The organism is Bacillus sp. JJ783 (genome assembly GCF_036963225.1).
GTDB classification, from domain to species: Bacteria; Bacillota; Bacilli; order Bacillales; family Bacillaceae_G; genus Bacillus_A; species Bacillus_A cereus_U.
Map to the genome: position 1 here is coordinate 2,269 of NZ_JBALMG010000064.1, position 23,229 is coordinate 25,497.

Below are 23,229 nucleotides of genomic sequence, written 5' to 3' on the forward strand. Positions count from 1 at the left end.
TAAAGTTTCACTTTATCCGAACTTGTACAGGGAGTAATATCCAATCGGAAAGTGAAAAATGTTTTTTCAAAATAGGAAAACTTAGTATGACTTCCTCTATTTTGGAAAGTATAAAAAAGAATAATGAGGAAAGGGTGTAGTACATAATGGAACATCCAATTGAAAATTTAATGAAAACAGCAATGACAAATTTAAAAGAGATGGTAGATGTAAATACGATTGTTGGAAGTCCGGTTTCAACAGCTGACGGAAATGTAGTATTAACAGTATCTCAAGTGGCTTTTGGTTTTGGAGCTGGTGGAAGTGACTTTAAAGGGGATTTTATTTCTGAAAAACATAATGGCGGACAAGGGCAGCATAAAGAGAACAAGCAAAGTCATCCATTCGGAGGCGGAAGCGGGGCTGGGGTTTCTATTAGCCCAGTTGCTTTTTTAGTAGTTGGCTCTAACGGTGTGCAAGTATTACACCTCAATAGTAGTACACATTTAATTGAAAAGGCTTTAAATACTGTACCAAGCACTGTAGATAAATTTGTAAATGGTCGCCACAAGTGAACTTGCATTTTTTAGGAATTATGATATATTAGAAAAAGTGCGCTTTAGGACGATCGGAATAATTGAACTGTAAATATATATGATGTGTGGAATAAGGGAGAGGAATTTATGATTAATATCAAAAACTTAGTAGTTGGCTTATTTATGTTAGTAAGCGGTTTTGTTGTATATGTAATAAAAGAAAAAGCTCCATTCTAAAACAGACAAACCGTTAATGTCTGTTTTAAATTTGTAAAAAATGTTGACAAGTTATTGTATTGGTGTTAAAATTTTAATTCGTGTCTCGGTTAAAGCTAGTGTAAAGTAAATAAATCTTATGAATATAATACGAAAAGTTTGCGAAAGATCGGGTAGTCTTACCAACAACTTTTGTGAACAAACCCTATAAATTGTATATGTAAGCTTTATATGTATACTAGTGAATCAAGGAGCGGTCAGTGGAACCGTAATGATGAGAGAGAGGTAGGGCTTTCATCCAGTATATGTTACTTTCCCGTTAGGTGAATATAAAAAAGAGGGCTCCTTTTGAAAAGGAGCCCTCTTTCTATAGATAAATTGAAACTATAATCAGTGAGACCATTCCCGTTAAATGTTAGCTCGCAAATAACGTGATAAAAATGATTAAGTGCGGTTTTCAACTTGTTGACAAATTTCATCTGTTGTTAAACCATGTGCTTTAATTACAGATCCTTTTATCGATGCATCTGCAATACCCATCATATTAGAATCTTGCCCGGTTACAACGCAACAATCGCATCCATGTGCATCATTTTCAGAGTTAAGTGAAACGACTTCATGTCCTTGTTGCTGAAGAGCTTGTTGAACATCTGTTAAAGAGTTCTCAACACCAATTCTAGCCATAATTTTCACCTCCTACCACCTAGTTGCTAGTATGCTCAAGTCCATAGCATATATTTATGAAAAGATGGTAGGAAGAGAATATTTGTTTAGTCGTTATATACACCAGTAAGCATTTGACTAACGAATTGATCATTTAATGTATCTTGTGCTGAACTGTTATTGGATTGAATATCGATTGAAGCTGTATAGTTGTTATGTTTCCTGCTATTTGGTTCTACTTCAACGTAATTATCGAATTTACAAAATCCTTTCGTATCCATTAGATCAAATAGTTGTAGCATTTCTACTACCTCTTGTCTTGTTCCTTTAATTTGTACACATGCCATTGTTATTTCCTCCTTCAGTTTGACAAATTGTTTTTTAAAAATAGGATTATGATTACTAAATGAAAAATATGAATGTTATTTTTAGACAGCGTTATTTTTGTTATTTTCCCCCTTTTTCACCAAAAGTCGTCGTATATTCCCGAATTTATAAAATCGGACGTCCGTTTATTGAATACAATAGATTCGTATCAATTGGCGAAAACCCTTCTTTTAAACAAATATTTTTTTAGTAGAATTTGGCGAAAAAAAATTTTTGACTTTTTGTAAACGTTAACAATGTTGTTAAATCAATATAATCAAAGATGTACGTACGATTAAAAATTAAAAATTTTCTAAAAATTCACTTGATTTATTTGAAAAGGAGAGTAAACTAGGAAACAATAAAAAACTCATAGAACATAGGGGGCGCTTTCAAGTGAACGAGCAGTGGATTTTCTTAAATGGAGAATTTGTTCCAAAAGACGAAGCAAAGGTTTCAGTATATGACCATGGCTATTTATATGGCGATGGAGTGTTCGAAGGAATTAGGGTATATAGCGGTAATGTTTTCCGTTTGAGAGAGCATCTTGTCCGGTTATATGAATCAGCGAAATCCATCATGTTAGAAATTCCATATACGTTAGAAGAAGCAACGAAAATCGTTGTTGAAACGATTCGACAAAACAAACTATCTAATGGATATATCCGCCTCGTTGTATCAAGAGGACCTGGGAATTTGGGATTAGATCCCGATTCTTGTACGAAACCAAATGTAGTAGTAATTGCAGAGCAATTATCTTTATTTCCACAAGAATATTATGAAAAAGGGATTCCGATTATAACAGTTGCAACGCGTCGTAATCGCCCGGATGTTTTATCGCCTCAAGTAAAATCTTTAAATTACTTAAATAATATTTTAGTTCGCATTGAGGCGAAACTAGCTGGAGTACAAGAAGCACTTATGTTAAATGACCAAGGATATGTAGCTGAAGGCTCTGGAGATAACGTATTTATTGTGAAGGGAAATAAATTAATTACACCACCAAGTTCTGCTGGAGCGTTAGAAGGTATTACACGAAACGCGATTTTAGAAATCGGCGAAAAACTTGGATATGACGTAAGAGAAGAATTATTTACAAGGCACGATGTATATGTGGCTGATGAAGTGTTTTTAACAGGAACAGCTGCTGAAGTAATTGCTGTTACGACAGTAGATGGAAGAACGATTGGTTTAGGGAGAACAGGGCCACATACGAATCGTTTATTAGAAGAATTCCGTAAATTAGTTGTAGAAGATGGAGAGAAAATTTACGAAGAAAATAAAGTTGGATAATAGCTCTTTATGACATGATAAAGCGTTGATAGGGAGGAGTAGTTGACTATGAAGCCTCACAGAGAGTCGGTGGTTGCTGGAAACCGATGGTTCACGTCGACGAACATCACCCTTGAGTGCTAAGCTGAAGTGTTTGTTTAGGCTTAGACGGTAGCTCCGTTATTAGCTAGACTCATATCCCGAGTCACTGAGGCAAGAGTAATCTTGCAAAGAAGGGTGGTACCGCGAAATCTTTCGTCCCTTCAGCACATAGCTGGAGTGTGGACGTAGGATTTTTTTATTTTATAAATGGTTTAAAAAAGGGGGCTTATAAGAAAAATGTCTTCAAAAACGGAAGAGAAACTGGCAACTGGTGCACAGCTATTGTTAGAAGCGCTAGAAAAGGAAGAAGTAGAAGTGATTTTCGGGTATCCAGGTGGTGCGGTTTTACCTCTATATGATGCGCTTTATGATTGTGAAATTCCACATATTTTAACGAGGCATGAGCAAGGTGCAATTCATGCTGCTGAAGGATATGCAAGAATTACAGGGAATCCAGGAGTGGTAATTGCAACAAGTGGACCGGGTGCTACAAATGTTATTACTGGTTTAGCTGACGCGATGATTGATTCATTACCGCTTGTTGTATTTACAGGGCAAGTAGCAACAACGTTAATCGGAAGTGATGCTTTCCAAGAAGCAGATATTATGGGGCTTACGATGCCGGTGACAAAACATAATTATCAAGTGCGAAAAGCATCGGATTTACCCCGAATTATTAAAGAAGCATTTCATATCGCTAGAACAGGAAGACCGGGCCCAGTCGTAATTGACCTTCCGAAAGATATGGTAGTAGAGCAAGGCGAGAGATGTAGCGACGTACAAATGGATTTACCAGGATACCAGCCTAATTATGAACCGAATCTACTACAAATAAACAAATTATTACAAGCGATTGAGGTCTCAAAAAAGCCATTAATTTTAGCTGGAGCAGGTGTATTGCATGCGAAAGCATCGAAAGAATTAACAAGCTTTGCTCGCAAATATCATATTCCAGTTGTTCATACATTACTTGGTCTTGGCGGGTTTCCGCCAGATGATGAACTATTTCTAGGGATGGGAGGAATGCACGGTTCATACACCGCAAATATGGCGTTATATGAATGTGACTTACTTATTAATATAGGTGCAAGATTTGATGATCGTCTTACTGGGAATTTAGCTTATTTTGCTAAAGAAGCGATTGTCGCACATATAGATATTGATCCAGCGGAAATTGGGAAAAATGTGCCGACTGAAATCCCTATTGTTGCGAGTGCGAAGCAAGCATTAGAAGCTATACTCACTTTTAAAGAAGGGGAAGTAGATTACAATGATTGGCTTTCGTTATTGAATAGTAGAAAAGAAAAATATCCTCTTTCTTACAAAGAACATGCAGAACGTATTAAACCTCAGTATGCAATTGATATGCTATACGAAATTACGAAAGGAGAAGCGATTGTAACAACAGATGTTGGGCAACATCAAATGTGGGCAGCTCAATATTATCCATTGAAAAACCCAGATAGATGGGTAACTTCTGGGGGATTGGGAACAATGGGCTTCGGGTTTCCAGCAGCAATAGGTGCACAAATCGCAAAGCCTGAAGAACTAGTTATTGCAATTGTCGGTGATGCTGGATTTCAAATGACTTTGCAAGAACTTAGTGTGTTGAAAGAGCATTCTTTACCGGTTAAAGTTTTTATTTTAAATAATGAAGCTTTAGGGATGGTAAGACAATGGCAAGAGGAATTTTATAATAGGCGATATTCGCACTCCTTACTTTCATGCCAACCAGATTTTGTCGCACTTGCCAATGCATATGGCATAAAAGGTGTTCGTATTGAAGACCCACTTCTTGCAAAGCAACAATTACAGTATGCAATTGAATTAAGAGAGCCAGTCGTAATTGATTGCCGCGTACTTCAATCTGAAAAGGTTATGCCGATGGTTGCACCAGGGAAAGGGGTTCACCAAATGGAGGGGGTGGAGAAAAGGTGAAGAGAATTGTAACAGCGACAGTTCGAAATCAAAGCGGTGTGTTAAATCGAATTACAGGTGTTATGACACGTAGACATTTTAATATTGAAAGTATTTCAGTAGGTCATACGGAATCATCGGATATTTCGAGAATGACGATTGTTGTACACGTTGAAAATGAACAGCAAGTTGAGCAGTTAATTAAACAACTTCATAAGCAAATCGACGTACTGAAAGTATCAGATATTACAGAAGAAGCGATGATCGCTAGAGAACTTGCACTTATTAAAGTAGCAACGTCTGTAGCAAGAGCAGAATTATATAGTTTAATTGAACCATTTCGAGCCACTGTAATAGATGTTGGGAAGGATTCCATAGTGGTGCAAGTAACAGGTACTCAGGAGAAAGTAGAAGCGTTAATTGAATTACTTCGTCCATACGGTTTGAAAGAAATTGCTAGAACAGGTGTAACAGCATTTACACGTAGTATGAAAAAACAAGATAAACAAGTTATGTTAATTCAATAATTATTTAAAAAATAGGGGGAAATGAAAATGGCGAAAGTTTATTATGAAAAAGACGTAACGGTAAATGTATTAAAGGAAAAGAAAGTAGCAATCATCGGATATGGATCGCAAGGCCATGCGCATGCACAAAACTTACGTGATAACGGATTTGATGTAGTAGTTGGACTGAGGAAAGGGAAGTCATGGGATAAGGCGAAAGAAGACGGATTTTCTGTATATACAGTAGCGGAAGCAGCAGAAAAAGCGGATGTAGTAATGATTCTACTACCTGATGAATTACAGCCAGAAGTATATGAAGCTGAAATTGCACCAAACTTACAGGCAGGTAATTCTCTTGTGTTCGCACATGGCTTTAATGTTCACTTTGATCAAGTAAAACCGCCAGCTAATGTAGATGTATTTCTAGTAGCACCGAAAGGTCCAGGACATCTAGTACGTCGTACGTTTGCAGAAGGGGGAGCTGTTCCTGCATTATTTGCAGTATATCAAGATGCAACAGGAGTTGCGACTGAAAAGGCACTTTCATATGCAGATGGAATTGGGGCGACGAGAGCAGGTGTATTAGAAACAACGTTTAAAGAAGAAACAGAAACAGATTTATTCGGAGAGCAAGCTGTACTTTGCGGCGGAGTGACTGCACTTGTAAAAGCGGGATTTGAAACGCTAGTTGATGCTGGCTATCAACCTGAACTTGCATATTTTGAATGTTTACATGAACTGAAATTAATTGTTGACCTTATGTATGAAGGCGGACTTGAAAATATGAGATACTCAGTTTCAGATACAGCGCAGTGGGGTGACTTCGTATCAGGGACACGTGTTGTTACTGAAGATACAAAGAAAGCGATGGGGGAAGTATTGGCAGAAATTCAAGATGGTACATTTGCAAGAGGCTGGATTGCAGAGCATAAAGCAGGAAGACCAAATTTCCAGGCGACAAATGAGAAAGAAAATGAACATGAAATCGAAGTAGTTGGACGTAAATTACGTGAAATGATGCCTTTTGTACAGCCGCGAGTAAAGGTAGGGATTAAATAATATGAAGCAGATTTTGTTCATGGATACGACGCTTCGTGATGGCGAACAATCACCAGGAGTTAATTTAAATGAACAAGAGAAATTACAAATTGCGAGGCAACTAGAGAGACTTGGTATTAATGTAATGGAAGCTGGATTCGCAGCGGCTTCTGAAGGTGATTTTCAATCGGTAAAACGTATCGCAAATACCATTCAAAATGCTACTGTTATGAGTTTAGCTAGAGCAAAGGAAAGCGATATTCGAAGAGCATATGACGCAGTGAAAGGTGCTGTCTCTCCTCGATTACACGTATTTTTAGCTACGAGTGATATTCATATGAAATATAAGCTGTGTATGTCGAAAGAAGATGTATTAGATAGTATTCATCGCTCGGTTACACTTGGAAAATCATTATTTCCAACAGTACAATTTTCAGCAGAAGATGCGACAAGAACATCGAGAGCATTTTTAGCTGAAGCAGTAGAAGTAGCGATTCGTGCAGGAGCGAATGTAATCAATATTCCTGATACAGTTGGATATACGAATCCAGAAGAATATTATTCTCTTTTTAAATACTTAAAAGAATCCGTTCCTTCGTATGAAAAAGCAATTTTCTCTTGTCATTGTCACGATGATCTTGGGATGGCAGTAGCGAACTCGTTAGCTGCAGTTGAAGGCGGAGCGTTACAAGTAGAAGGAACGATTAATGGAATTGGAGAAAGAGCAGGAAATGCAGCCTTAGAAGAAGTCGCAGTTGCTCTCCATATTAGAAAAGATTTCTATGAAGCAGAGTCCTCTATGACGTTAAAAGAAATTAAAGCGACAAGTACATTAGTAAGTCGTTTAACAGGTATGGTTGTACCGAAAAATAAAGCGATTGTTGGAGCAAATGCGTTCGCTCATGAATCAGGTATTCATCAAGATGGTGTTTTAAAAGAAGTGACGACATATGAAATTATTGAACCGGCGCTTATAGGTGAATCTCAAAATCTATTTGTACTTGGAAAACATTCTGGACGTCACGCATTTACGGAAAAAATGAAAGAATTAGGCTACGAATTTACAAACGAAGAACGAGATGCGGTGTTTGCAGCATTTAAAAAATTAGCTGATCGAAAAAAGGAAATTACAGAAGAAGATTTACGTGCGCTTATGCTTGGTGAAGCAGCATTTTCGGCACAACAATATAGCATTACGCAATTGCAAGTACACTTCGTATCAAATAGTACACAGTGTGCAACGGTTGTACTAAAAGATGAGGAAGGGAATATGTACGAAGATGCAGCAACTGGTTCTGGAAGTATTGAAGCAATCTATAATGCAATTCAAAGAATTTTAGGATTAGAATGTGACTTAGCGGATTATCGCATACAATCTATAACGCAAGGTCAAGATGCACTTGCACATGTTCATGTTGAATTAAAAGAAGGAACTCATCAAGTATCAGGTTTTGGTGTTGCGCAAGATGTATTAGAAGCATCGGCGAGAGCGTACGTTCATGCGGCGGGAAAATTAAAATCTTTTATTACTCTTGTGAAGTAACTGTTTGATAAGTGAGGGACTCGTCCCTTACTTATCAAAATATATTTCTGAAAATTCAGATAAAAAGGAGTGTTTTACTTGGAAAAACGTATCGTTTGTTTAGCGGGTGATGGTGTTGGTCCGGAAGTTATGGAAAGCGCGAAGGAAGTATTGCATATGGTAGAGAGGTTATATGGACATCATTTTCATTTACAAGATGAGTACTTTGGCGGAGCTGCTATCGATTTAACTGGGCAACCATTACCACAGCGAACACTTGCCGCTTGTTTAGCGAGTGATGCGGTTTTACTTGGAGCGGTTGGTGGACCTCGGTGGGATGATGCGAAAGAAAGGCCAGAGAAAGGATTATTAGCTTTAAGAAAAGGACTTGGTGTATTTGCAAATGTTCGCCCTGTAACAGTAGAAAGCGCAACTGCACATTTATCGCCATTAAAAAACGCAGATGAAATTGACTTCGTTGTCGTTCGTGAACTAACAGGTGGTATTTATTTCTCTTATCCAAAAGAAAGAACGGAAGAATCGGCAACGGATACACTTACGTACCATCGTCATGAAATTGAACGTATCGTGTCGTATGCTTTTCAATTAGCGAGTAAGAGAGAGAAAAAAGTAACGTCTATTGATAAAGCGAATGTTTTAGAATCTAGTAAACTGTGGAGAGCTGTTACGGAAGAAGTAGCTCTTCGTTATCCTGATGTTGAATTAGAGCACATTTTAGTAGATGCAGCTGCTATGGAGTTAATTCGGAATCCAGGACGTTTTGATGTAATTGTAACCGAAAATTTATTTGGTGACATTTTAAGTGACGAGGCCTCTGTATTGGCAGGGTCATTAGGAATGCTTCCATCAGCGAGTCATGCGGAAAACGGGCCGTCTTTATATGAGCCTATTCACGGATCAGCACCAGATATTGCAGGGAAAAATAAAGCGAATCCAATTGCGATGATGCGTTCAGTTGCGATGATGCTCGGACAATCATTTGGATTAACGAGAGAAGGGTATGCAATTGAATCCGCAATATCTGCAGTTCTTAAATCTGGAAAATGTACAGCTGATATTGGGGGAGATGAGACGACAACTTCATTTACGAAGGCGGTTATTCAAGAAATGGAAGAGCAAGCGCTAGTAGGGAGAGGACGATAATGGGAAAAAGATTACTAGATAAGCTTTGGGAAAGACATGTAGTTGTAACGAATGAAAATGGATTGGATTTATTATATATCGATCTTCATCTCGTTCATGAAGTAACGTCACCGCAAGCCTTTGAAGGCTTGCGGCTTGCAAATCGAACTGTTCGAAGACCGGAATTAACGTTTGCAACGATGGATCATAATATTCCAACGATAGATGTTTGGAATATTACCGATCGTATTGCGAAGCAGCAATTGGATACACTTCGTGAGAACTGTAAACAATTTCAGGTTTCATTAGCTGATATTGGTGATGAAAAGCAAGGAATCGTTCACGTTATAGGACCAGAACTTGGACTCACGCAGCCAGGGAAAACGATTGTTTGTGGTGATAGTCATACAGCAACCCACGGTGCTTTCGGAGCGTTAGCATTTGGTATTGGTACGAGTGAAGTAGAACATGTATTAGCAACGCAAACGTTGTGGCAACGAAAGCCGAAAGCGATGGGAATTGAATTAAAAGGAAAGTTACCAAAAGGCGTTTATGCAAAGGATATTATTTTGCATCTCCTTTCAAAGTACGGTGTAGCAGTTGGAACTGGATATGTAATGGAATTTTACGGTGAGACGATTCATGCTATGGAAATGGAAGAGAGGATGACACTTTGCAATATGGCAATTGAAGGGGGAGCGAAAGCTGGCATCATTGCACCAGATGAGAAAACATTTTCTTATGTAAAAGGGCGTGAATATGCACCGAAAGACTATGAAATGTTTACGGGAAAATGGTCGGAGCTTTATACAGATTCAGATGCAATTTATGATTTACATATTTCGGTAAATGTTACGGATTTAGCACCGTATGTCACTTGGGGAACAAATCCTAGTATGGGTGTTCGAATTGATGAAAAATTACCAGAAAAACATGATGAAAATGATGAAAGAGCATATTCGTATATGGGATTGAGTCCTGGACAAAGTACTTTTGAAATTCCAGTTCAGCATGTCTTCATTGGGTCTTGTACAAATTCTCGATTATCTGATTTGGAAATTGCAGCATCTGTTGTAAAAGGGAAAAAAGTGAAAGACGGTGTGCGAGCCCTCGTTGTGCCTGGTTCTAAAAGGATAAGAGAAGCAGCGATGCAAAAAGGATTACATCACATATTTGAAGAAGCGGGGTTTGAATGGAGAGAGCCTGGATGTTCAATGTGTCTTGGAATGAATCCGGATCAAGTGCCTGAAGGGGAGCATTGTGCATCTACTTCAAATCGTAATTTTGAAGGAAGGCAAGGGAAAGGAGCACGAACACATTTAGTAAGCCCAGCTATGGCAGCAGCAGCTGCGTTATATGGTCATTTTGTTGATATTAGAAAGGAGAATTATGATGGAGCCATTTCGTATTCATAAAGGTACTGCCGCAGTACTTATGAATGATAACATTGATACAGATCAAATTATTCCGAAGCAATATTTAAAGAGAATTGAAAGGACGGGATTTGGAAAATATTTATTTGATGAGTGGCGTTACGATAATGAGCGCCATGAAAATCCTAATTTTCCTCTTAATGCGCAAGAACGAAAAGGAGCAAGTATATTAATTACGGGTGATAATTTTGGATGCGGTTCATCAAGAGAACATGCTCCGTGGGCGCTTGCTGATTATGGTTTCCGCGTTATTATCGCCGGGGGATTTGCAGATATTTTTTATATGAATTGCATGAAAAATGGTATGTTACCGATTGTAATGGATAAAGAAATGCGTGAACAACTTGCTAAAACGGATGCGAGAGAACAAATAGAAGTAGATTTGGAGAATGAGGTAATTACAACGAATACGCATAGGTTTCATTTTACAATCGAAAAAATGTGGAAAGAGAAATTATTAAATGGTCTAGATGAAATTAGCATTACGATGCAATACGAACGAGAAATTGGAGAGTATGAAAGAGAGATAGCCTTATATTAAGAAATAACGGAATATTAAAAAATCTATTTACATTCAGAATTAACTGTTATATACTATGTGAAAATCAGAGGAGAAAGGGAGTAAGTATTATGAATATCGTACAATCTATTAAAATGCTTACACAACTACATCATCATACATGAAACCCTTGAACCTAACGTGAAAACGTGTAGGCACAAGGGTTATTCCCGTTGTACCTACACTCTACTAAAGAGCCTTGTAGGTATTTTTTCTACAAGGCTCTTTTTATTTTCGGTTTAGGTGAATGGAATGAGCATACATTAGAGAGGGAAAGGTGTGTGAAATGAGATGGCAAAGTGGAAGCGTGCAAATCCGAATGGAACGAGGGATTACTTATTCGAAGAATGTACGTTAATTGAAGAAGTGGAACAAAAATTAAGACGGACTTTTTTAGGCAGAGGTTATGAAGAAATAAGGACACCTACAATTGAATTTTACGATGTTTTTGCATTTCAAAATAGGCCAATAGATGAAGAAAAGATGTATAAATTTTTTGATGAAAAAGGGCGGATTATCGTTTTACGCCCAGATATGACAATTCCTTTAGCAAGAGTAATAGGAACGCAGAGATGGGACACTCCTCTTAAAGTGACATATAGTGGAAATGTATTTCGGGCAAATGAGTCGCTTTCTGGCAAATATAATGAAATGGTACAAAGTGGTATTGAAATTATCGGGATTGATAATGTAAGAGCGGAAATTGAGTGTGTTATAAGCGTAATTCAAGCACTTCAAAAATTGAAGGTACAATCTTTTACAATTGAGATTGGGCAAGTGCAGTTATATAAATGTATTGTAAAAAAACTCTCCATTCATGATGAAGAAGAGAAGTTACTTAGAACATATATTGAGAGTAAAAATTATGCCGGCCTCTCAAATTTTATCGGAGAAAAAAAATTAGATCGGAGTGATGAAACAGTAAGATTACTTGAGAAACTACCAAGGTTATTCGGGAGTTTAGATGTTATTGAGGAAGCAGAAAAACTCGCCTCAAGTAATGAAATGAAAATGGCCATTGCAAGAGTGAAAGAAATATATGAAACAATTGAACAGTTAGGATATGGCCCTTACATATCAATTGATTTAGGTATGGTTCAACATTTGGATTATTATACGGGTGTTATTTTCAAAGGGTATATATATGAAATTGGAGAAGAGATTGTTAGTGGCGGAAGGTATGATGAATTAATTGGAAATTTTGGAGAGATGATGCCAGCGGTTGGGCTCGCGGTGCAAGTAAATCAAATAGTTAAGGCACTTCAAGAGCAGCAAGAACCATATAAACGAAAGAGAATAGATATTATGATTCATTATGAGTTAAATAGATTAGCAGAAGCGGAAAGGTTACGAAATTTACTTCAAAAGGACGGGAAGAATGCCCAGTTATCTTTATTCTCTAATTTAAACGATACTTTTCAATTTGCAAACAAGAATAAAATAATGACAGTCGTTGAGGCGAAGAGTGAATCACTAGTGGAATATGTATGGAGAGAGAAATGGATCATCCAGAAAGAAGGAGAGGCTTCATGCGTAACATTCAAATTGCGTTAACGAAAGGAAGATTAGAAAAGCATGTTATTCCACTGTTTGAGAAAATTGGAATTGATTGTTCGGAGCTCAAAGATAAAGGAAGAAAACTTGTGTTTAAAAGTAAAAACACAAACATTTCATTTATTTTAGTGAAAGCGGTAGATGTTGCTACTTATGTAGAACATGGCGTAGCTGATATTGGAGTCGTTGGAAAAGATATATTAATGGAATGTGAGAAAGATATATATGAGATGGTGGATTTAGGAGTAGGCGTGTGTAAATTTTGTGTCGCTTCTATTCCTACGTATAATCCGAAGAGTTATCGAAAAAAACGAATTGCTACGAAATATCCGCACATTACTTCTACATATTTTCATGATAAAGGGGAGGATGTAGAAATTATTAAAATAGAAGGATCTGTAGAGATTGCTCCACTTCTAGGTTTGGCAGATGCAATTGTGGATATTGTTGAAACAGGAAAAACATTACAAGAAAACGGGTTAATTGTATTTGAGGAAATGTGCTCTATATCAGCTCGAATGATTGTGAATAAGGCTGCATTGAAAACTAAAAAAGACGAAATATTCGGTATTATAAATATGATGGAACAAGAAATTTTGTCAGGGAAATAGGGGGACTTTCAATGGAGATAGTTTGTGAAGATTTCCAAGAGGCTTTATCGAAAATAAAATTGCTACGAGAAAGCGCTAATTTAATAGAAGAAACTGTTCAAAGAAGTGTAAGCGAAATTGTTCAAAACGTAAGGGAGAGTAAAGATAAAGCTGTATCGTTCTATACAAAAAAGTTTGATGGTGTAGAGATAAAAGATTTTCGTGTAAGTGCAGAAGAAATAAAACAAGCAAGTAAGTTTGTAGAACAAGCTTTTTTAGAAGCGTTAGAAGAGGCAAAGAAAAACATTGTCTCGTATCACGAAAAGCAAACAAGACAATCTATGTTCGATTGCGTGAGTGAAGGGGTAATTAGAGGACAGCTCATTCGGCCGTTAGAAAATGTAGGTGTATATGTGCCAGGCGGGACAGCTTCGTATCCTTCATCAGTATTAATGAATGTATTGCCAGCAAAACTCGCAGGAGTGAAAAAAATTGTAATGGTAACACCGCCGAGGCAAGGAGGAATTGATCCGCATATTTTAGCTGCTGCAAGTCTTGCAGGTGTAGATGAAATTTATATGGCCGGTGGTGCTCAAGCAATTGCTGCTCTAGCATATGGAACGGAATCGATTCCTAAAGTAGATAAAATAGTTGGGCCTGGAAATTTATATGTTGCTCTAGCGAAGCGAGAAGTATATGGGATAGTCAATATCGATATGATTGCTGGACCATCAGAAATTGTAGTTATCGCAGATGAAACAGGAAATGCCGAATATATTGCTGCTGATTTATTATCACAAGCAGAGCATGACGTGAGAGCGACTGCCATTTGTATTACAACGAATGTACAGCTTGCTAAAGAAGTAGAAAGAGAAATAGAAAGACAGCTAGAGACGTTACCAAGAAGTGAAATAGCTCGTGAGTCAATAAAAAGAAATGGAGCAATTTTTATTGTTCCTTCTTTAGAAGAGGCGTTTCACTTATCAAATGAAATCGCCCCTGAACATTTAGAGCTACACATAAAAGAGCCAATGAATGCTCTAGCTTATGTAAAGCATGCTGGATCAATTTTCCTTGGTCCATATGCACCTGAACCGCTTGGAGATTATTTGGCGGGGCCGAATCACGTATTACCGACAAGTGGAACGGCAAGGTTTTTCTCTCCGTTATCCGTCGATGATTTCGTGAAAAAATCAAGCTTCGTTTCTTATACGGAAGAAGCGTTAAGAAGTGTACAGCATCATATTGTAGAACTTGCAAATAAAGAAGGCTTACATGCACACGCAAGAGCAATCCAAATTAGGTTTAAGGAGGAAGAATAATGCGTCAATCTAGTCAAGCACGTGAGACGACTGAAACAAAGATTAAATTAAGTTTGCAGCTCGATGAAAGTACGAATGTTTCTGTGCAAACGGGAGTTGGTTTTTTTGATCATATGCTAACTTTATTTGCTAGGCATGGAAGATTCGGTTTGCAAGTTGAAGCTGAAGGTGATGTATTCGTCGATGCGCATCATACGGTTGAAGATGTTGGCATTGTACTTGGAACTTGCTTGAAAGAAGCATTGCAAAATAAAGAAGGGATTAATCGTTACGGCTCAGCGTATGTACCGATGGATGAATCTTTAGGATTTGTCGCGATTGATATAAGCGGGCGCTCATATATTGTATTTCAAGGTGAATTAACAAATCCGAAGCTAGGAGATTTTGACACAGAATTAACGGAAGAATTTTTTAGAGCAGTTGCCCATGCTGCAAATATTACGTTACATGCTCGCATTTTATACGGAAGCAATACACATCACAAAATTGAAGCTCTATTTAAAGCATTTGGTCGAGCGCTTAGAGAGGCAGTCGATAAAAATGCCAACATTACTGGTGTAAATTCAACGAAAGGGATGTTGTAATTGATTACTATTATAGATTATGGAATGGGGAATATTCGCAGTGTGGAACAAGCATTAAAATATATTAGAGCAGAGTACATCGTAACGGATGACAAAGAAGAAATATTGAGAAGTGATGGCGTTATTTTACCGGGAGTAGGTGCATTTCCGAAGGCGATGGACATTTTAGAAGAAAAAGATTTAGTATGTGTGCTAAAAGAAGTTGGAAATTCAGGAAAACCACTTCTAGGTATTTGCTTAGGAATGCAGCTTTTATTTGAAAAAAGTGAGGAACTACAAGACTGTAACGGATTAAATTTATTGCCAGGTGTCATTAGAAAGTTAAAAGTTCCTTATAAAATTCCACATATTGGGTGGAATGAGTTGAAGAAAGATGGAGAAATACCGCTTTGGAATGGAGTAGAGGACGGTTCTTTCGTATATTATGTCCACTCTTATTATGCAGATTGTCCAAATGAAATTGTGTATGGGGCAAGTGAGTATGGAGTGCAAGTACCTGGTTTTGTAGCAAAAGGAAATATATTTGGCGCACAGTTTCATCCTGAAAAAAGTGGTGAAATTGGAATGCAAATGTTAAAAAATTTCAAAGGAGTGGTAGAAGCATGGAAATCTTCCCAGCTATCGATGTAAAAGAAGGGCGATGCGTAAGGCTGTATCAAGGAGAGTTTAGTAAAGAAACGGTGATGAATGAAGACCCCGTCGCACAAGCAACAGTATTTGAAAAAATTGGAGCGAAAATACTACACGTTGTTGATTTAGATGGAGCAATTGCTGGGGAGTCAGTAAATTTACCTGTCATTGAAAAAATATGCAAGGCGGTACGTATTCCGGTGCAAGTTGGAGGAGGAGTTCGGTCACTCGCGGCAGTGGAGAAGTTGTTGTCAGTAGGTGTAGAAAAAGTGATATTAGGAACGGCTGCCCTTTACGATAAATCATTTTTAGAAGAAGCGGTTCGTCTATATAAGGAGAAAATCATAGTTGGAATTGATGCGAAAAATGGTTTCGTAGCAACAAGGGGGTGGCTCGATGTGTCTGAAATTTCGTACATCGATTTAGCGAAGCAAATGGAAAGCTTAGGTGTTCAAACGATTGTGTTTACGGACATTTCAAAAGATGGGACGCTTGCAGGACCAAATTTTGAGCAATTAGAGTTACTACAAAAAAGTGTGGGCATTCGTGTAATTGCATCTGGAGGTGTCGCATCTATTCAAGATGTAAAAAAATTAAATGATATGAATATATATGGCGTCATAATTGGAAAGGCACTTTACGAGAAAACGATTGATTTAGAAGAAGTGTTACAGGTAACAAAACTATGTTAGCGAAACGAATTATTCCATGTCTAGATGTGAAAGATGGGCGGGTCGTAAAGGGTGTAAATTTTATAGGGTTACAAGACGTCGGTGATCCTGTTGAAATAGCCGCATTATATAATGATGCGGGAGCAGATGAAATCGTATTTTTAGATATTACTGCGACGCATGAAGGGCGAAAAACGATTATAGATGTTGTAGAAAAAACTGCTTCAAAAGTATTCATTCCTCTCACAGTTGGCGGGGGGATTTCAAATGTGAGAGGAATGTACAATTTACTAAGAGCTGGAGCGGATAAAGTCTCAATAAACTCAGCGGCAGTGAGAAATCCGAAGTTAATCCAGGAAGGTGCAGAACATTTTGGCTCACAATGTATTGTCGTAGCAATTGATGCTAGAAAAGTAGCAGAAGATAAATGGAATGTATACGTAAATGGCGGAAGACTTAATACAGGGATGGATGCAATCGAATGGGCGAGACGCGTTGCCCAGCTCGGGGCAGGAGAAATTTTGTTGACGAGTATGGATGCAGATGGAACGAAAAACGGATATGATCTTCGTTTAACAGAAGCAATTTCAAACAGCGTCTCTGTCCCAGTAATCGCATCAGGTGGATGCGGTCATGTGGATCACATTATAGAAGTATTTCAAAAGACAACAGTTGATGCAGCATTAGCAGCATCAATCTTTCATTATGGTGAAGCGACTGTACAGGATGTAAAGCGAAAATTAAGAGAAGCAAACGTTGAGGTGCGGTTATGAAAGCTAACTTTGCAAAAGGGTTGATACCAGCTGTTGTTATCGAGGAAGATACGAAAGAAGTTTTAATGTTAGCTTATATGAATGAAGAAGCGTATGACAAGACACTGGAAACGAAAAGAACATGGTTTTATTCCCGTTCGAGACAATCGTTATGGAATAAAGGAGGTACATCGGGAAATGTCCAATATGTGCAATCACTTTATTTAGACTGTGATCAAGATTCAATCGTTGTTGTCGTAAAGCAAGTAGGGCCTGCTTGTCATACGGGAGAAAAAACGTGTTTTCACTACCAAATTATATAGGGGGATACATATGGAAAATGTTTTTAAATTACTATTTGAAACAATTGAAGAACGAAAGGAAAGTCCACTTCCTGAATCATATACAAACTATTTGTTTTCCAAAGGAGAAGATAAAATTTTAAAGAAAATTGGTGAAGAATGTTCCGAAGTAATCATCGCATCTAAAAATAATGATAAAGAAGAGTTAGTGAAAGAAATGGTGGATGTATTTTATCACTGTTTTGTTTTATTAGCCGAAAAAAATATATCATTAGAAGATGTTATGAAGGAAGTGAAAGAACGAAACGGAAAGCTTTCGAGAGTAGGGGACAGAAGAGAAATAGATACATTATAGGGGGGATATGTATGAAAGTGGACTATCATATTCATTTAGAAGAAGGACCTTATTCAATAGGCTGGCTTGCTAAAATAAATGATGCACTACAATGTTTTGAACCGCTTAAAGAAGAAAAACATTCTATGGAGTGGCTTATGAAAACACAAGAACGCCTGCAAAAACGTGTGAAGGAAGGTCCATTTACAGCGAAATGGATTGATTTATATTTAGAAGAGGCTTTGCGAAAGGGTATAAAAGAAGTTGGTATTGTTGATCATTTATATCGTTTTCGCGAGGCGCAAGGATATTATGAGAAATATGTAGATATTAGTCATTCAAAGCTTGGTCGTTTACAGAAGGAATGGTTAGATCAAGTAAGAGTAACGTCTATTTCTGAATTTACAAAGGCGATTGAAGATGCAAAAGAGCGATGGAGTAAACGGGGAATAACGCTTAAGCTTGGAATTGAAGCAGATTATTTTATCGGCGGGGAACAAGAGTTAAAAGGTTTGCTAGCACTAGGAGACTTTGATTATGTAATCGGTTCGGTCCATTTTATAGATGGATGGGGATTTGATAATCCAGATACGAAAGAGTATTTTGATACGCATGAGTTACATACTTTATATCATACGTTTTTCGCTACAGTTGAAAGTGCTGTTCGTTCTGAGCTCTTTGATATAATAGCTCATCTTGATAACATAAAAGTATTTAATTACCGATTAGATGAGAATGAACAGCTTTCTTATTATAAGGAAATTGCGCGTGCGTTAGTGGAAACAAATACCGCAACAGAAATAAATGCGGGATTGTACTATCGCTATCCTGTGCGCGAAATGTGTCCAAGTCCGCTTTATTTGCAAGTATTAGCTAAGTATGGAGTGCCGATTACTCTATCCTCAGATGCTCATTATCCGAATAATTTAGGAAAGTATGTGGAAGAGAATATAAAGACATTACGCAATCATGATATTTCTCACATAGCTACATTTACGAAACGAGTAAGAACGATGAGATTGCTTGAAGAAGAAGTAACAATTTCAAAATAAAACACGATTTTTTGATGAAAACGACCCTTTTTGTTCAAAATAAGAAAGAATGAAAAGGAGGGTGGAAAATGGCGAAACAACAAAATAAACAAAACGTACAAGCAGCAGATCAAGCGTATACTTCTGAAACGAATAATACAGCTAACTCAGTTATCGAGGAACAAATTAGTGATACAGTTGCAGAAGGAACAATAGATGCAAAGCTTGGGCAAGAATCGCAAGAGAAAGCGTAAGAAGAGGGGAGAGATGAATCTCCTCTTTTCTTATGGGTAAAAAAGTGTCGATTTTCAAAACTATAATCAAATTCCTTGGTTTTTACATGTGGATTTCTTACAATGAAATATAAGAGATATCTTATTTTGTATAGAAGAGGTGTTAGTAGTGGCGAAAATATTAGTTGCAGGGAAAATTCCAGAAATCGGATTAGAACTATTAAAAGATCATGATGTAGAAATGTACGATAAAGAGGAGTTAATTTCTTTAGATCAATTAACAGAGCGTGTAAAAGATAAAGATGCATTGTTAAGTTTACTTTCTACAAAGGTGCCGAAAGAAGTTATTGATGCAGCACCTAATTTAAAGATTGTTGCAAACTACGGTGCTGGTTACGACAATATTGATTTTACGTATGCAGGAGAAAAAGGAATTGCAGTATCGAATACACCGAAAGTATCAACTGAAGCGACAGCAGAATTAACATTTGCACTTCTTTTAGCAGCGGCACGTAGAATTCCTGAAGGGGATACGTTATGTCGTACAACTGGATTTAACGGCTGGGCACCATTATTTTTCTTGGGCCGCGAAGTGCACGGTAAGACAATTGGAATTATTGGCCTTGGAGAAATAGGGAAGGCAGTTGCAAAGCGTGCGAAAGCATTTGGAATGGATATTTTATATACAGGGCCAAATCGTAAGCCTGAAGCTGAAAGTGAACTGGGAGCAACATATGTAACATTGGAAGAATTATTACAAACAGCGGACTTTATTACAATTAACTGTGCTTATAATCCGAAATTACATCATATGATTGATGAAGAACAGTTTAAAATGATGAAGAAAACAGCATATATTATAAATGCTTCACGTGGACCAATTATGCATGAATTTGCACTTGCTCATGCACTAAAAACGAATGAAATTGAAGGTGCAGCTCTTGATGTATTTGAATTTGAACCGAAAATTACAGAAGAGCTAAAAGGATTAAAGAATGTGGTACTTGCGCCTCACGTAGGGAATGCAACGTTTGAAACGCGTGATGCGATGGCTGAAATGGCAGTAAGAAATATTTTAGCTGTATTAAACGGTGAAGAACCTGTAACACCTGTAAATCAAAAAGTATTGGTTACAAAATAAAAAGAAACCTTCCAATTTCGGAAGGTTTCTTTTATTTTTCTTTATTTGCTTTTTTAGAAGGTCTTTGTCTAAGGAATTGAGATAGCATATACAAAATATATAGTGGAATGGCAATGAATAAGAAAACAGAAAAATTACCAAAACCTGTTTGGTACATTGTGATAATACTTCCAACTAAAAATAGTGTAATAATTATGCTATATCGTGGAATTGGTACATCTTTTAAACTTGGGATGCGAATTCGGCTCACCATTAAAAATGCGAACGTTACAAATACTGTAATAAGAACGATTTTTGGAATGGTATTTGAAAATAATGTTAGGAAAGCGACAAGCCCTCCAGCTGCAGTAATCGGAACTCCAGTGAAATATTTCATGGAAGTAGAAGATGGTGTTACATTAAATCGTGCTAAGCGATATGCTCCGAACAGTGGGAATAATCCCGCTATGTATAGTCCAATGATTCCGTAGTTGGAAAAAGATGTGTAATACATTAAAACAGCAGGTGCTGCACCAAATGTTACAACATCTGCGAGTGAATCAAGCTCTTTTCCCATTTGTGAATCAACGCGTAATAAACGAGCAACACGACCATCAAGACTATCTAACATCATCCCGATAAGTACTAAAATAGCAGCTGATTTATAATATCCTAAAGATGCATAGCCGATTGACAAGAATCCGCTATATAAATTTCCGAGCGTAAATAAGTTTGGAATAGCTGCTCTATACAAAATCTGATCCCTTGCTTTCTGTTATAAATTCTTAATTAGTGTACGAAAGTTTACTTATTTTATCATACCATAAATTTCTTTCTCATACGAAAGAAATTCCCAATTTGTGAAAGATTTGAAGTGTAAGTAAAAAAGAAGCAACTTTTCACAAAGTTGCTTCCTACATTATTCAAATTTCGTTGTCATCGTTCCAGTTTTAAATCGATTGTTAGGATCGAATCGTAATAAATCTCCATAAATCAGTTTGTCAGAGAGTTTTAAATCTGTTTTTGCTTTTTCAATATACGGCTGACATAGTGCTAAATCTGCCTCTTCACCTGAGCTTTTTTTGTAGCACATATTTTTTGTATACACATAATCCTCTGTTACAAAACTACCATCGCGCATTACCATAAGTGGATCTTTTTCTTTTATAAATAAGTCAGTTCCGAATTCAACTGATTGATTCGTTTTAATACCAAGTAAATGAAGCAGCGTTGGTTTAATATCAATTTGTCCTGATACTTTAGAGATAACTTTTCCTTCTTGACCCGGTACATGAATAATGAGGGGGACGCGCTGTAATTGCATAGAATCAAATGGTGTAATAGCGTCTTTCCCAAGGAACTGAGCCATAGCTGCATTATGGTTTTCGGAAATGCCGTAGTGATCCCCATAAATGACAATAACAGAATTGTCGTATAGTCCTTCTTCTTTTAATTGGTTAATGAATAATTTGAGAGCTTCATCCGTGTAGCGAACCGTTGGGAAATAGCGGTTTAGAACACCGCTTTCCGAATTAAACTCATCAACATATTGATCTTCTGGACTTAAGAGAAACGGAAAATGATTTGTTAAAGTAATAAATTTCGTATAGAACGGTTGCGGTAAAGATTTTAACTTTGGAATAGATTGTTCAAAGAACTCTTTATCTTTTAATCCCCAACCGACAGACATTTGTTCAGTGCCTACGTAATCGTTTAAATTAAAATAACGATCATATCCAAGTGCAGGATACATTACATCACGATTCCAAAATGTTTTATCGTTTGAATGGAAGACAGCGGAAGAATATCCGTATTTCTTTAACTGTTCGGGTGTGGCAGTATATTCATTTGTTGCATGAGTAAAGAATACAGAACCACGGTCTAACGGATAAAGTGAGTTTTCAACGATAAATTCAGCATCGGAAGTTTTACCTTGTCCTGTTTGATGATAGAAGTTATCGAAGTAAAAACTATCTTTTATAAACTGATTTAAAAATGGAGTAATCTCTTTTCCATTTATTTTTTTATTAATAACAAAACTTTGTGTAGACTCCATTGAAATTAAAATTACATTTTTACCTTTTGCAGCTCCGAATAAGTTTTTATCAACTTGCTTATCTTTTGCGTCAGTATAATTTTTAATTTCGGAGAATCCGTCGCCACTTGCAAATACACGTTCAGCCGAAGATTTAGATTGAAGTGTAATATCGAATAGATGATATGTGTATAAACCTAAATTTTTCACGACAGTTTGACGATCAAATGAGCGTGAGAACATTTGTGGTTTATAAATAACTGAAACAGCAATTTGCAGTGCCAATAGCGCTGTTACACCACTAAAGAAAGTCCGTTTCTCAGAACGAGAAAGTGGCGTTCTGTCACAAAATGATGGGAATTTACGTGAAATAAACATTAAAATAAGTGCATCTGCAAATAAAAGTAATGTCTTGTACGTAAAGAGCTCCTTAATGCTTGTTCCTAAGTCGGCCATATTATTTGTTTGGAATAAAACAGGGAAAGTAACAAAATCGTTATAGAACCCGTAAAACATTGCGTTTCCAAATAAAATAAATGACAGTATAAAACTAATTCCAATAATAAGTCGGTTTCGGTACTTAGATGCAAGTAAAGCTAAACCGAAAAATAAAAGTAATGAAGCTAGTGGATTAATAAAAAGCATAAATTCTTCAAAGAAATTATCAATTTTAATATCAAATGCTAGCTTGTACACAATATATGTTTTAATCCATAATAAAACGACTGCAACGAGTGCAAATCGTAATTTTGGAAACAGATGTTGTAGCATAATATACTCCTCTCTTAAAAGCATGACAGTTCCTGTGAGTTTGTTTGA

26 protein-coding genes and 1 other annotated feature are annotated in these 23,229 nt (G+C 37.0%); of the genes, 22 read left to right on the plus strand and 4 right to left on the minus strand.

Annotated features, from left to right (window positions below; translation table 11 throughout):
- Nucleotides 1-146 precede the first annotated feature (146 nt).
- Together ytfJ and V7038_RS14580 are read left to right on the plus strand one after the other, a co-directional pair.
- Nucleotides 147-554: a GerW family sporulation protein gene (ytfJ, locus tag V7038_RS14575; protein WP_002158682.1), complete on the plus strand. Its 408-nt coding sequence runs from the start codon at nucleotides 147-149 to the stop codon at nucleotides 552-554.
- 108 nt (nucleotides 555-662) lie between these two features.
- On the plus strand, nucleotides 663-752 hold the full coding sequence (locus V7038_RS14580) for a hypothetical protein (RefSeq protein WP_000608227.1): 90 nt from the start codon (nucleotides 663-665) through the stop codon (nucleotides 750-752).
- A gap of 423 nt (nucleotides 753-1,175) precedes the next feature.
- On the opposite strand, the gene V7038_RS14585 is transcribed toward V7038_RS14580, so the two are convergent.
- Both V7038_RS14585 and V7038_RS14590 read right to left on the minus strand, forming a co-directional pair.
- The gene (locus V7038_RS14585; protein ID WP_002158681.1) at nucleotides 1,176-1,415 is read right to left on the minus strand and encodes a YkuS family protein; all 240 of its coding nucleotides are present in this window, start codon (nucleotides 1,413-1,415) and stop codon (nucleotides 1,176-1,178) included.
- An 86-nt stretch (nucleotides 1,416-1,501) separates the two neighbouring features.
- Nucleotides 1,502-1,741, minus strand: coding sequence for a DUF3911 family protein (locus tag V7038_RS14590; RefSeq protein WP_002011724.1), 240 nt, complete (start codon nucleotides 1,739-1,741; stop codon nucleotides 1,502-1,504).
- Between the two features lie 415 nt (nucleotides 1,742-2,156).
- On the opposite strand from V7038_RS14590, the gene ilvE reads away from it, so the two are divergent.
- The 20 genes from ilvE (at nucleotide 2,157) to V7038_RS14690 (ending at nucleotide 20,396) form a co-directional block, all read left to right on the plus strand.
- Entirely contained in the window at nucleotides 2,157-3,053 is an 897-nt protein-coding gene (gene ilvE / locus V7038_RS14595) for a branched-chain-amino-acid transaminase (protein ID WP_002011723.1), read from the plus strand.
- Between the two features lie 16 nt (nucleotides 3,054-3,069).
- Nucleotides 3,070-3,298: a binding site (T-box leader), on the plus strand.
- A gap of 73 nt (nucleotides 3,299-3,371) precedes the next feature.
- Nucleotides 3,372-5,072, plus strand: a complete 1,701-nt coding sequence (gene ilvB / locus V7038_RS14600) for an acetolactate synthase large subunit (RefSeq protein WP_002158679.1) — start codon at nucleotides 3,372-3,374, stop codon at nucleotides 5,070-5,072.
- The gene (gene ilvN, locus V7038_RS14605; protein WP_000822949.1) at nucleotides 5,069-5,578 is read left to right on the plus strand and encodes an acetolactate synthase small subunit; all 510 of its coding nucleotides are present in this window, start codon (nucleotides 5,069-5,071) and stop codon (nucleotides 5,576-5,578) included. Before ilvB ends, ilvN begins: the two co-directional genes overlap by 4 nt.
- 27 nt (nucleotides 5,579-5,605) lie before the next feature.
- A complete protein-coding gene (gene ilvC, locus V7038_RS14610; RefSeq protein ID WP_070146347.1) occupies nucleotides 5,606-6,616 on the plus strand; it encodes a ketol-acid reductoisomerase in 1,011 nt (336 codons plus the stop codon).
- 1 nt (nucleotide 6,617) lies between these two features.
- Nucleotides 6,618-8,138 carry a 2-isopropylmalate synthase gene (leuA, locus tag V7038_RS14615; RefSeq protein ID WP_002158677.1) on the plus strand — a complete coding sequence of 507 codons (1,521 nt, stop codon included), beginning with the start codon at nucleotides 6,618-6,620 and terminating at the stop codon, nucleotides 8,136-8,138.
- Between the two features lie 78 nt (nucleotides 8,139-8,216).
- Nucleotides 8,217-9,281, plus strand: coding sequence for a 3-isopropylmalate dehydrogenase (leuB, locus tag V7038_RS14620; protein ID WP_002158676.1), 1,065 nt, complete (start codon nucleotides 8,217-8,219; stop codon nucleotides 9,279-9,281).
- Nucleotides 9,281-10,675 (plus strand): 3-isopropylmalate dehydratase large subunit, encoded by a 1,395-nt coding sequence (leuC, locus tag V7038_RS14625; RefSeq protein WP_335470648.1) that lies wholly within the window; start codon nucleotides 9,281-9,283, stop codon nucleotides 10,673-10,675. Before leuB ends, leuC begins: the two co-directional genes overlap by 1 nt.
- Entirely contained in the window at nucleotides 10,653-11,234 is a 582-nt protein-coding gene (leuD, locus tag V7038_RS14630; protein WP_002158674.1) for a 3-isopropylmalate dehydratase small subunit, read from the plus strand. Before leuC ends, leuD begins: the two co-directional genes overlap by 23 nt.
- A 309-nt stretch (nucleotides 11,235-11,543) precedes the next feature.
- Nucleotides 11,544-12,806 carry an ATP phosphoribosyltransferase regulatory subunit gene (locus tag V7038_RS14635; protein WP_002202662.1) on the plus strand — a complete coding sequence of 421 codons (1,263 nt, stop codon included), beginning with the start codon at nucleotides 11,544-11,546 and terminating at the stop codon, nucleotides 12,804-12,806.
- The gene (hisG, locus tag V7038_RS14640) at nucleotides 12,782-13,417 is read left to right on the plus strand and encodes an ATP phosphoribosyltransferase (RefSeq protein WP_002202661.1); all 636 of its coding nucleotides are present in this window, start codon (nucleotides 12,782-12,784) and stop codon (nucleotides 13,415-13,417) included. Before V7038_RS14635 ends, hisG begins: the two co-directional genes overlap by 25 nt.
- A gap of 11 nt (nucleotides 13,418-13,428) precedes the next feature.
- On the plus strand, nucleotides 13,429-14,718 hold the full coding sequence (hisD, locus tag V7038_RS14645) for a histidinol dehydrogenase (RefSeq protein ID WP_002202660.1): 1,290 nt from the start codon (nucleotides 13,429-13,431) through the stop codon (nucleotides 14,716-14,718).
- The gene (gene hisB, locus V7038_RS14650; RefSeq protein WP_002201200.1) at nucleotides 14,718-15,302 is read left to right on the plus strand and encodes an imidazoleglycerol-phosphate dehydratase HisB; all 585 of its coding nucleotides are present in this window, start codon (nucleotides 14,718-14,720) and stop codon (nucleotides 15,300-15,302) included. Before hisD ends, hisB begins: the two co-directional genes overlap by 1 nt.
- The gene (gene hisH / locus V7038_RS14655; RefSeq protein WP_070138991.1) at nucleotides 15,303-15,932 is read left to right on the plus strand and encodes an imidazole glycerol phosphate synthase subunit HisH; all 630 of its coding nucleotides are present in this window, start codon (nucleotides 15,303-15,305) and stop codon (nucleotides 15,930-15,932) included.
- Nucleotides 15,905-16,624 (plus strand): 1-(5-phosphoribosyl)-5-[(5-phosphoribosylamino)methylideneamino]imidazole-4-carboxamide isomerase, encoded by a 720-nt coding sequence (hisA, locus tag V7038_RS14660; RefSeq protein ID WP_002201199.1) that lies wholly within the window; start codon nucleotides 15,905-15,907, stop codon nucleotides 16,622-16,624. Before hisH ends, hisA begins: the two co-directional genes overlap by 28 nt.
- Nucleotides 16,618-17,376 carry an imidazole glycerol phosphate synthase subunit HisF gene (gene hisF, locus V7038_RS14665; protein ID WP_016104289.1) on the plus strand — a complete coding sequence of 253 codons (759 nt, stop codon included), beginning with the start codon at nucleotides 16,618-16,620 and terminating at the stop codon, nucleotides 17,374-17,376. The genes hisA and hisF overlap by 7 nt, the downstream gene beginning before the upstream one ends.
- Nucleotides 17,373-17,678, plus strand: a complete 306-nt coding sequence (gene hisI / locus V7038_RS14670; protein ID WP_335470652.1) for a phosphoribosyl-AMP cyclohydrolase — start codon at nucleotides 17,373-17,375, stop codon at nucleotides 17,676-17,678. Before hisF ends, hisI begins: the two co-directional genes overlap by 4 nt.
- Before the next feature lie 10 nt (nucleotides 17,679-17,688).
- Nucleotides 17,689-18,012: a phosphoribosyl-ATP diphosphatase gene (hisE, locus tag V7038_RS14675; protein ID WP_002201196.1), complete on the plus strand. Its 324-nt coding sequence runs from the start codon at nucleotides 17,689-17,691 to the stop codon at nucleotides 18,010-18,012.
- A gap of 11 nt (nucleotides 18,013-18,023) precedes the next feature.
- Nucleotides 18,024-19,043 (plus strand): histidinol phosphate phosphatase domain-containing protein, encoded by a 1,020-nt coding sequence (locus V7038_RS14680; RefSeq protein WP_070138992.1) that lies wholly within the window; start codon nucleotides 18,024-18,026, stop codon nucleotides 19,041-19,043.
- A gap of 68 nt (nucleotides 19,044-19,111) precedes the next feature.
- Nucleotides 19,112-19,276, plus strand: a complete 165-nt coding sequence (locus tag V7038_RS14685) for a YozQ family protein (protein ID WP_002158663.1) — start codon at nucleotides 19,112-19,114, stop codon at nucleotides 19,274-19,276.
- A gap of 148 nt (nucleotides 19,277-19,424) precedes the next feature.
- A complete protein-coding gene (locus V7038_RS14690) occupies nucleotides 19,425-20,396 on the plus strand; it encodes an NAD(P)-dependent oxidoreductase (protein WP_070138993.1) in 972 nt (323 codons plus the stop codon).
- 31 nt (nucleotides 20,397-20,427) lie between these two features.
- Here the strand turns inward: V7038_RS14690 and pssA are convergent, their stop codons facing one another.
- The gene (gene pssA, locus V7038_RS14695; RefSeq protein WP_002158661.1) at nucleotides 20,428-21,129 is read right to left on the minus strand and encodes a CDP-diacylglycerol--serine O-phosphatidyltransferase; all 702 of its coding nucleotides are present in this window, start codon (nucleotides 21,127-21,129) and stop codon (nucleotides 20,428-20,430) included.
- Between the two features lie 165 nt (nucleotides 21,130-21,294).
- Entirely contained in the window at nucleotides 21,295-23,181 is a 1,887-nt protein-coding gene (locus V7038_RS14700) for an LTA synthase family protein (protein WP_071151098.1), read from the minus strand.
- Nucleotides 23,182-23,229: the final 48 nt, after the last annotated feature.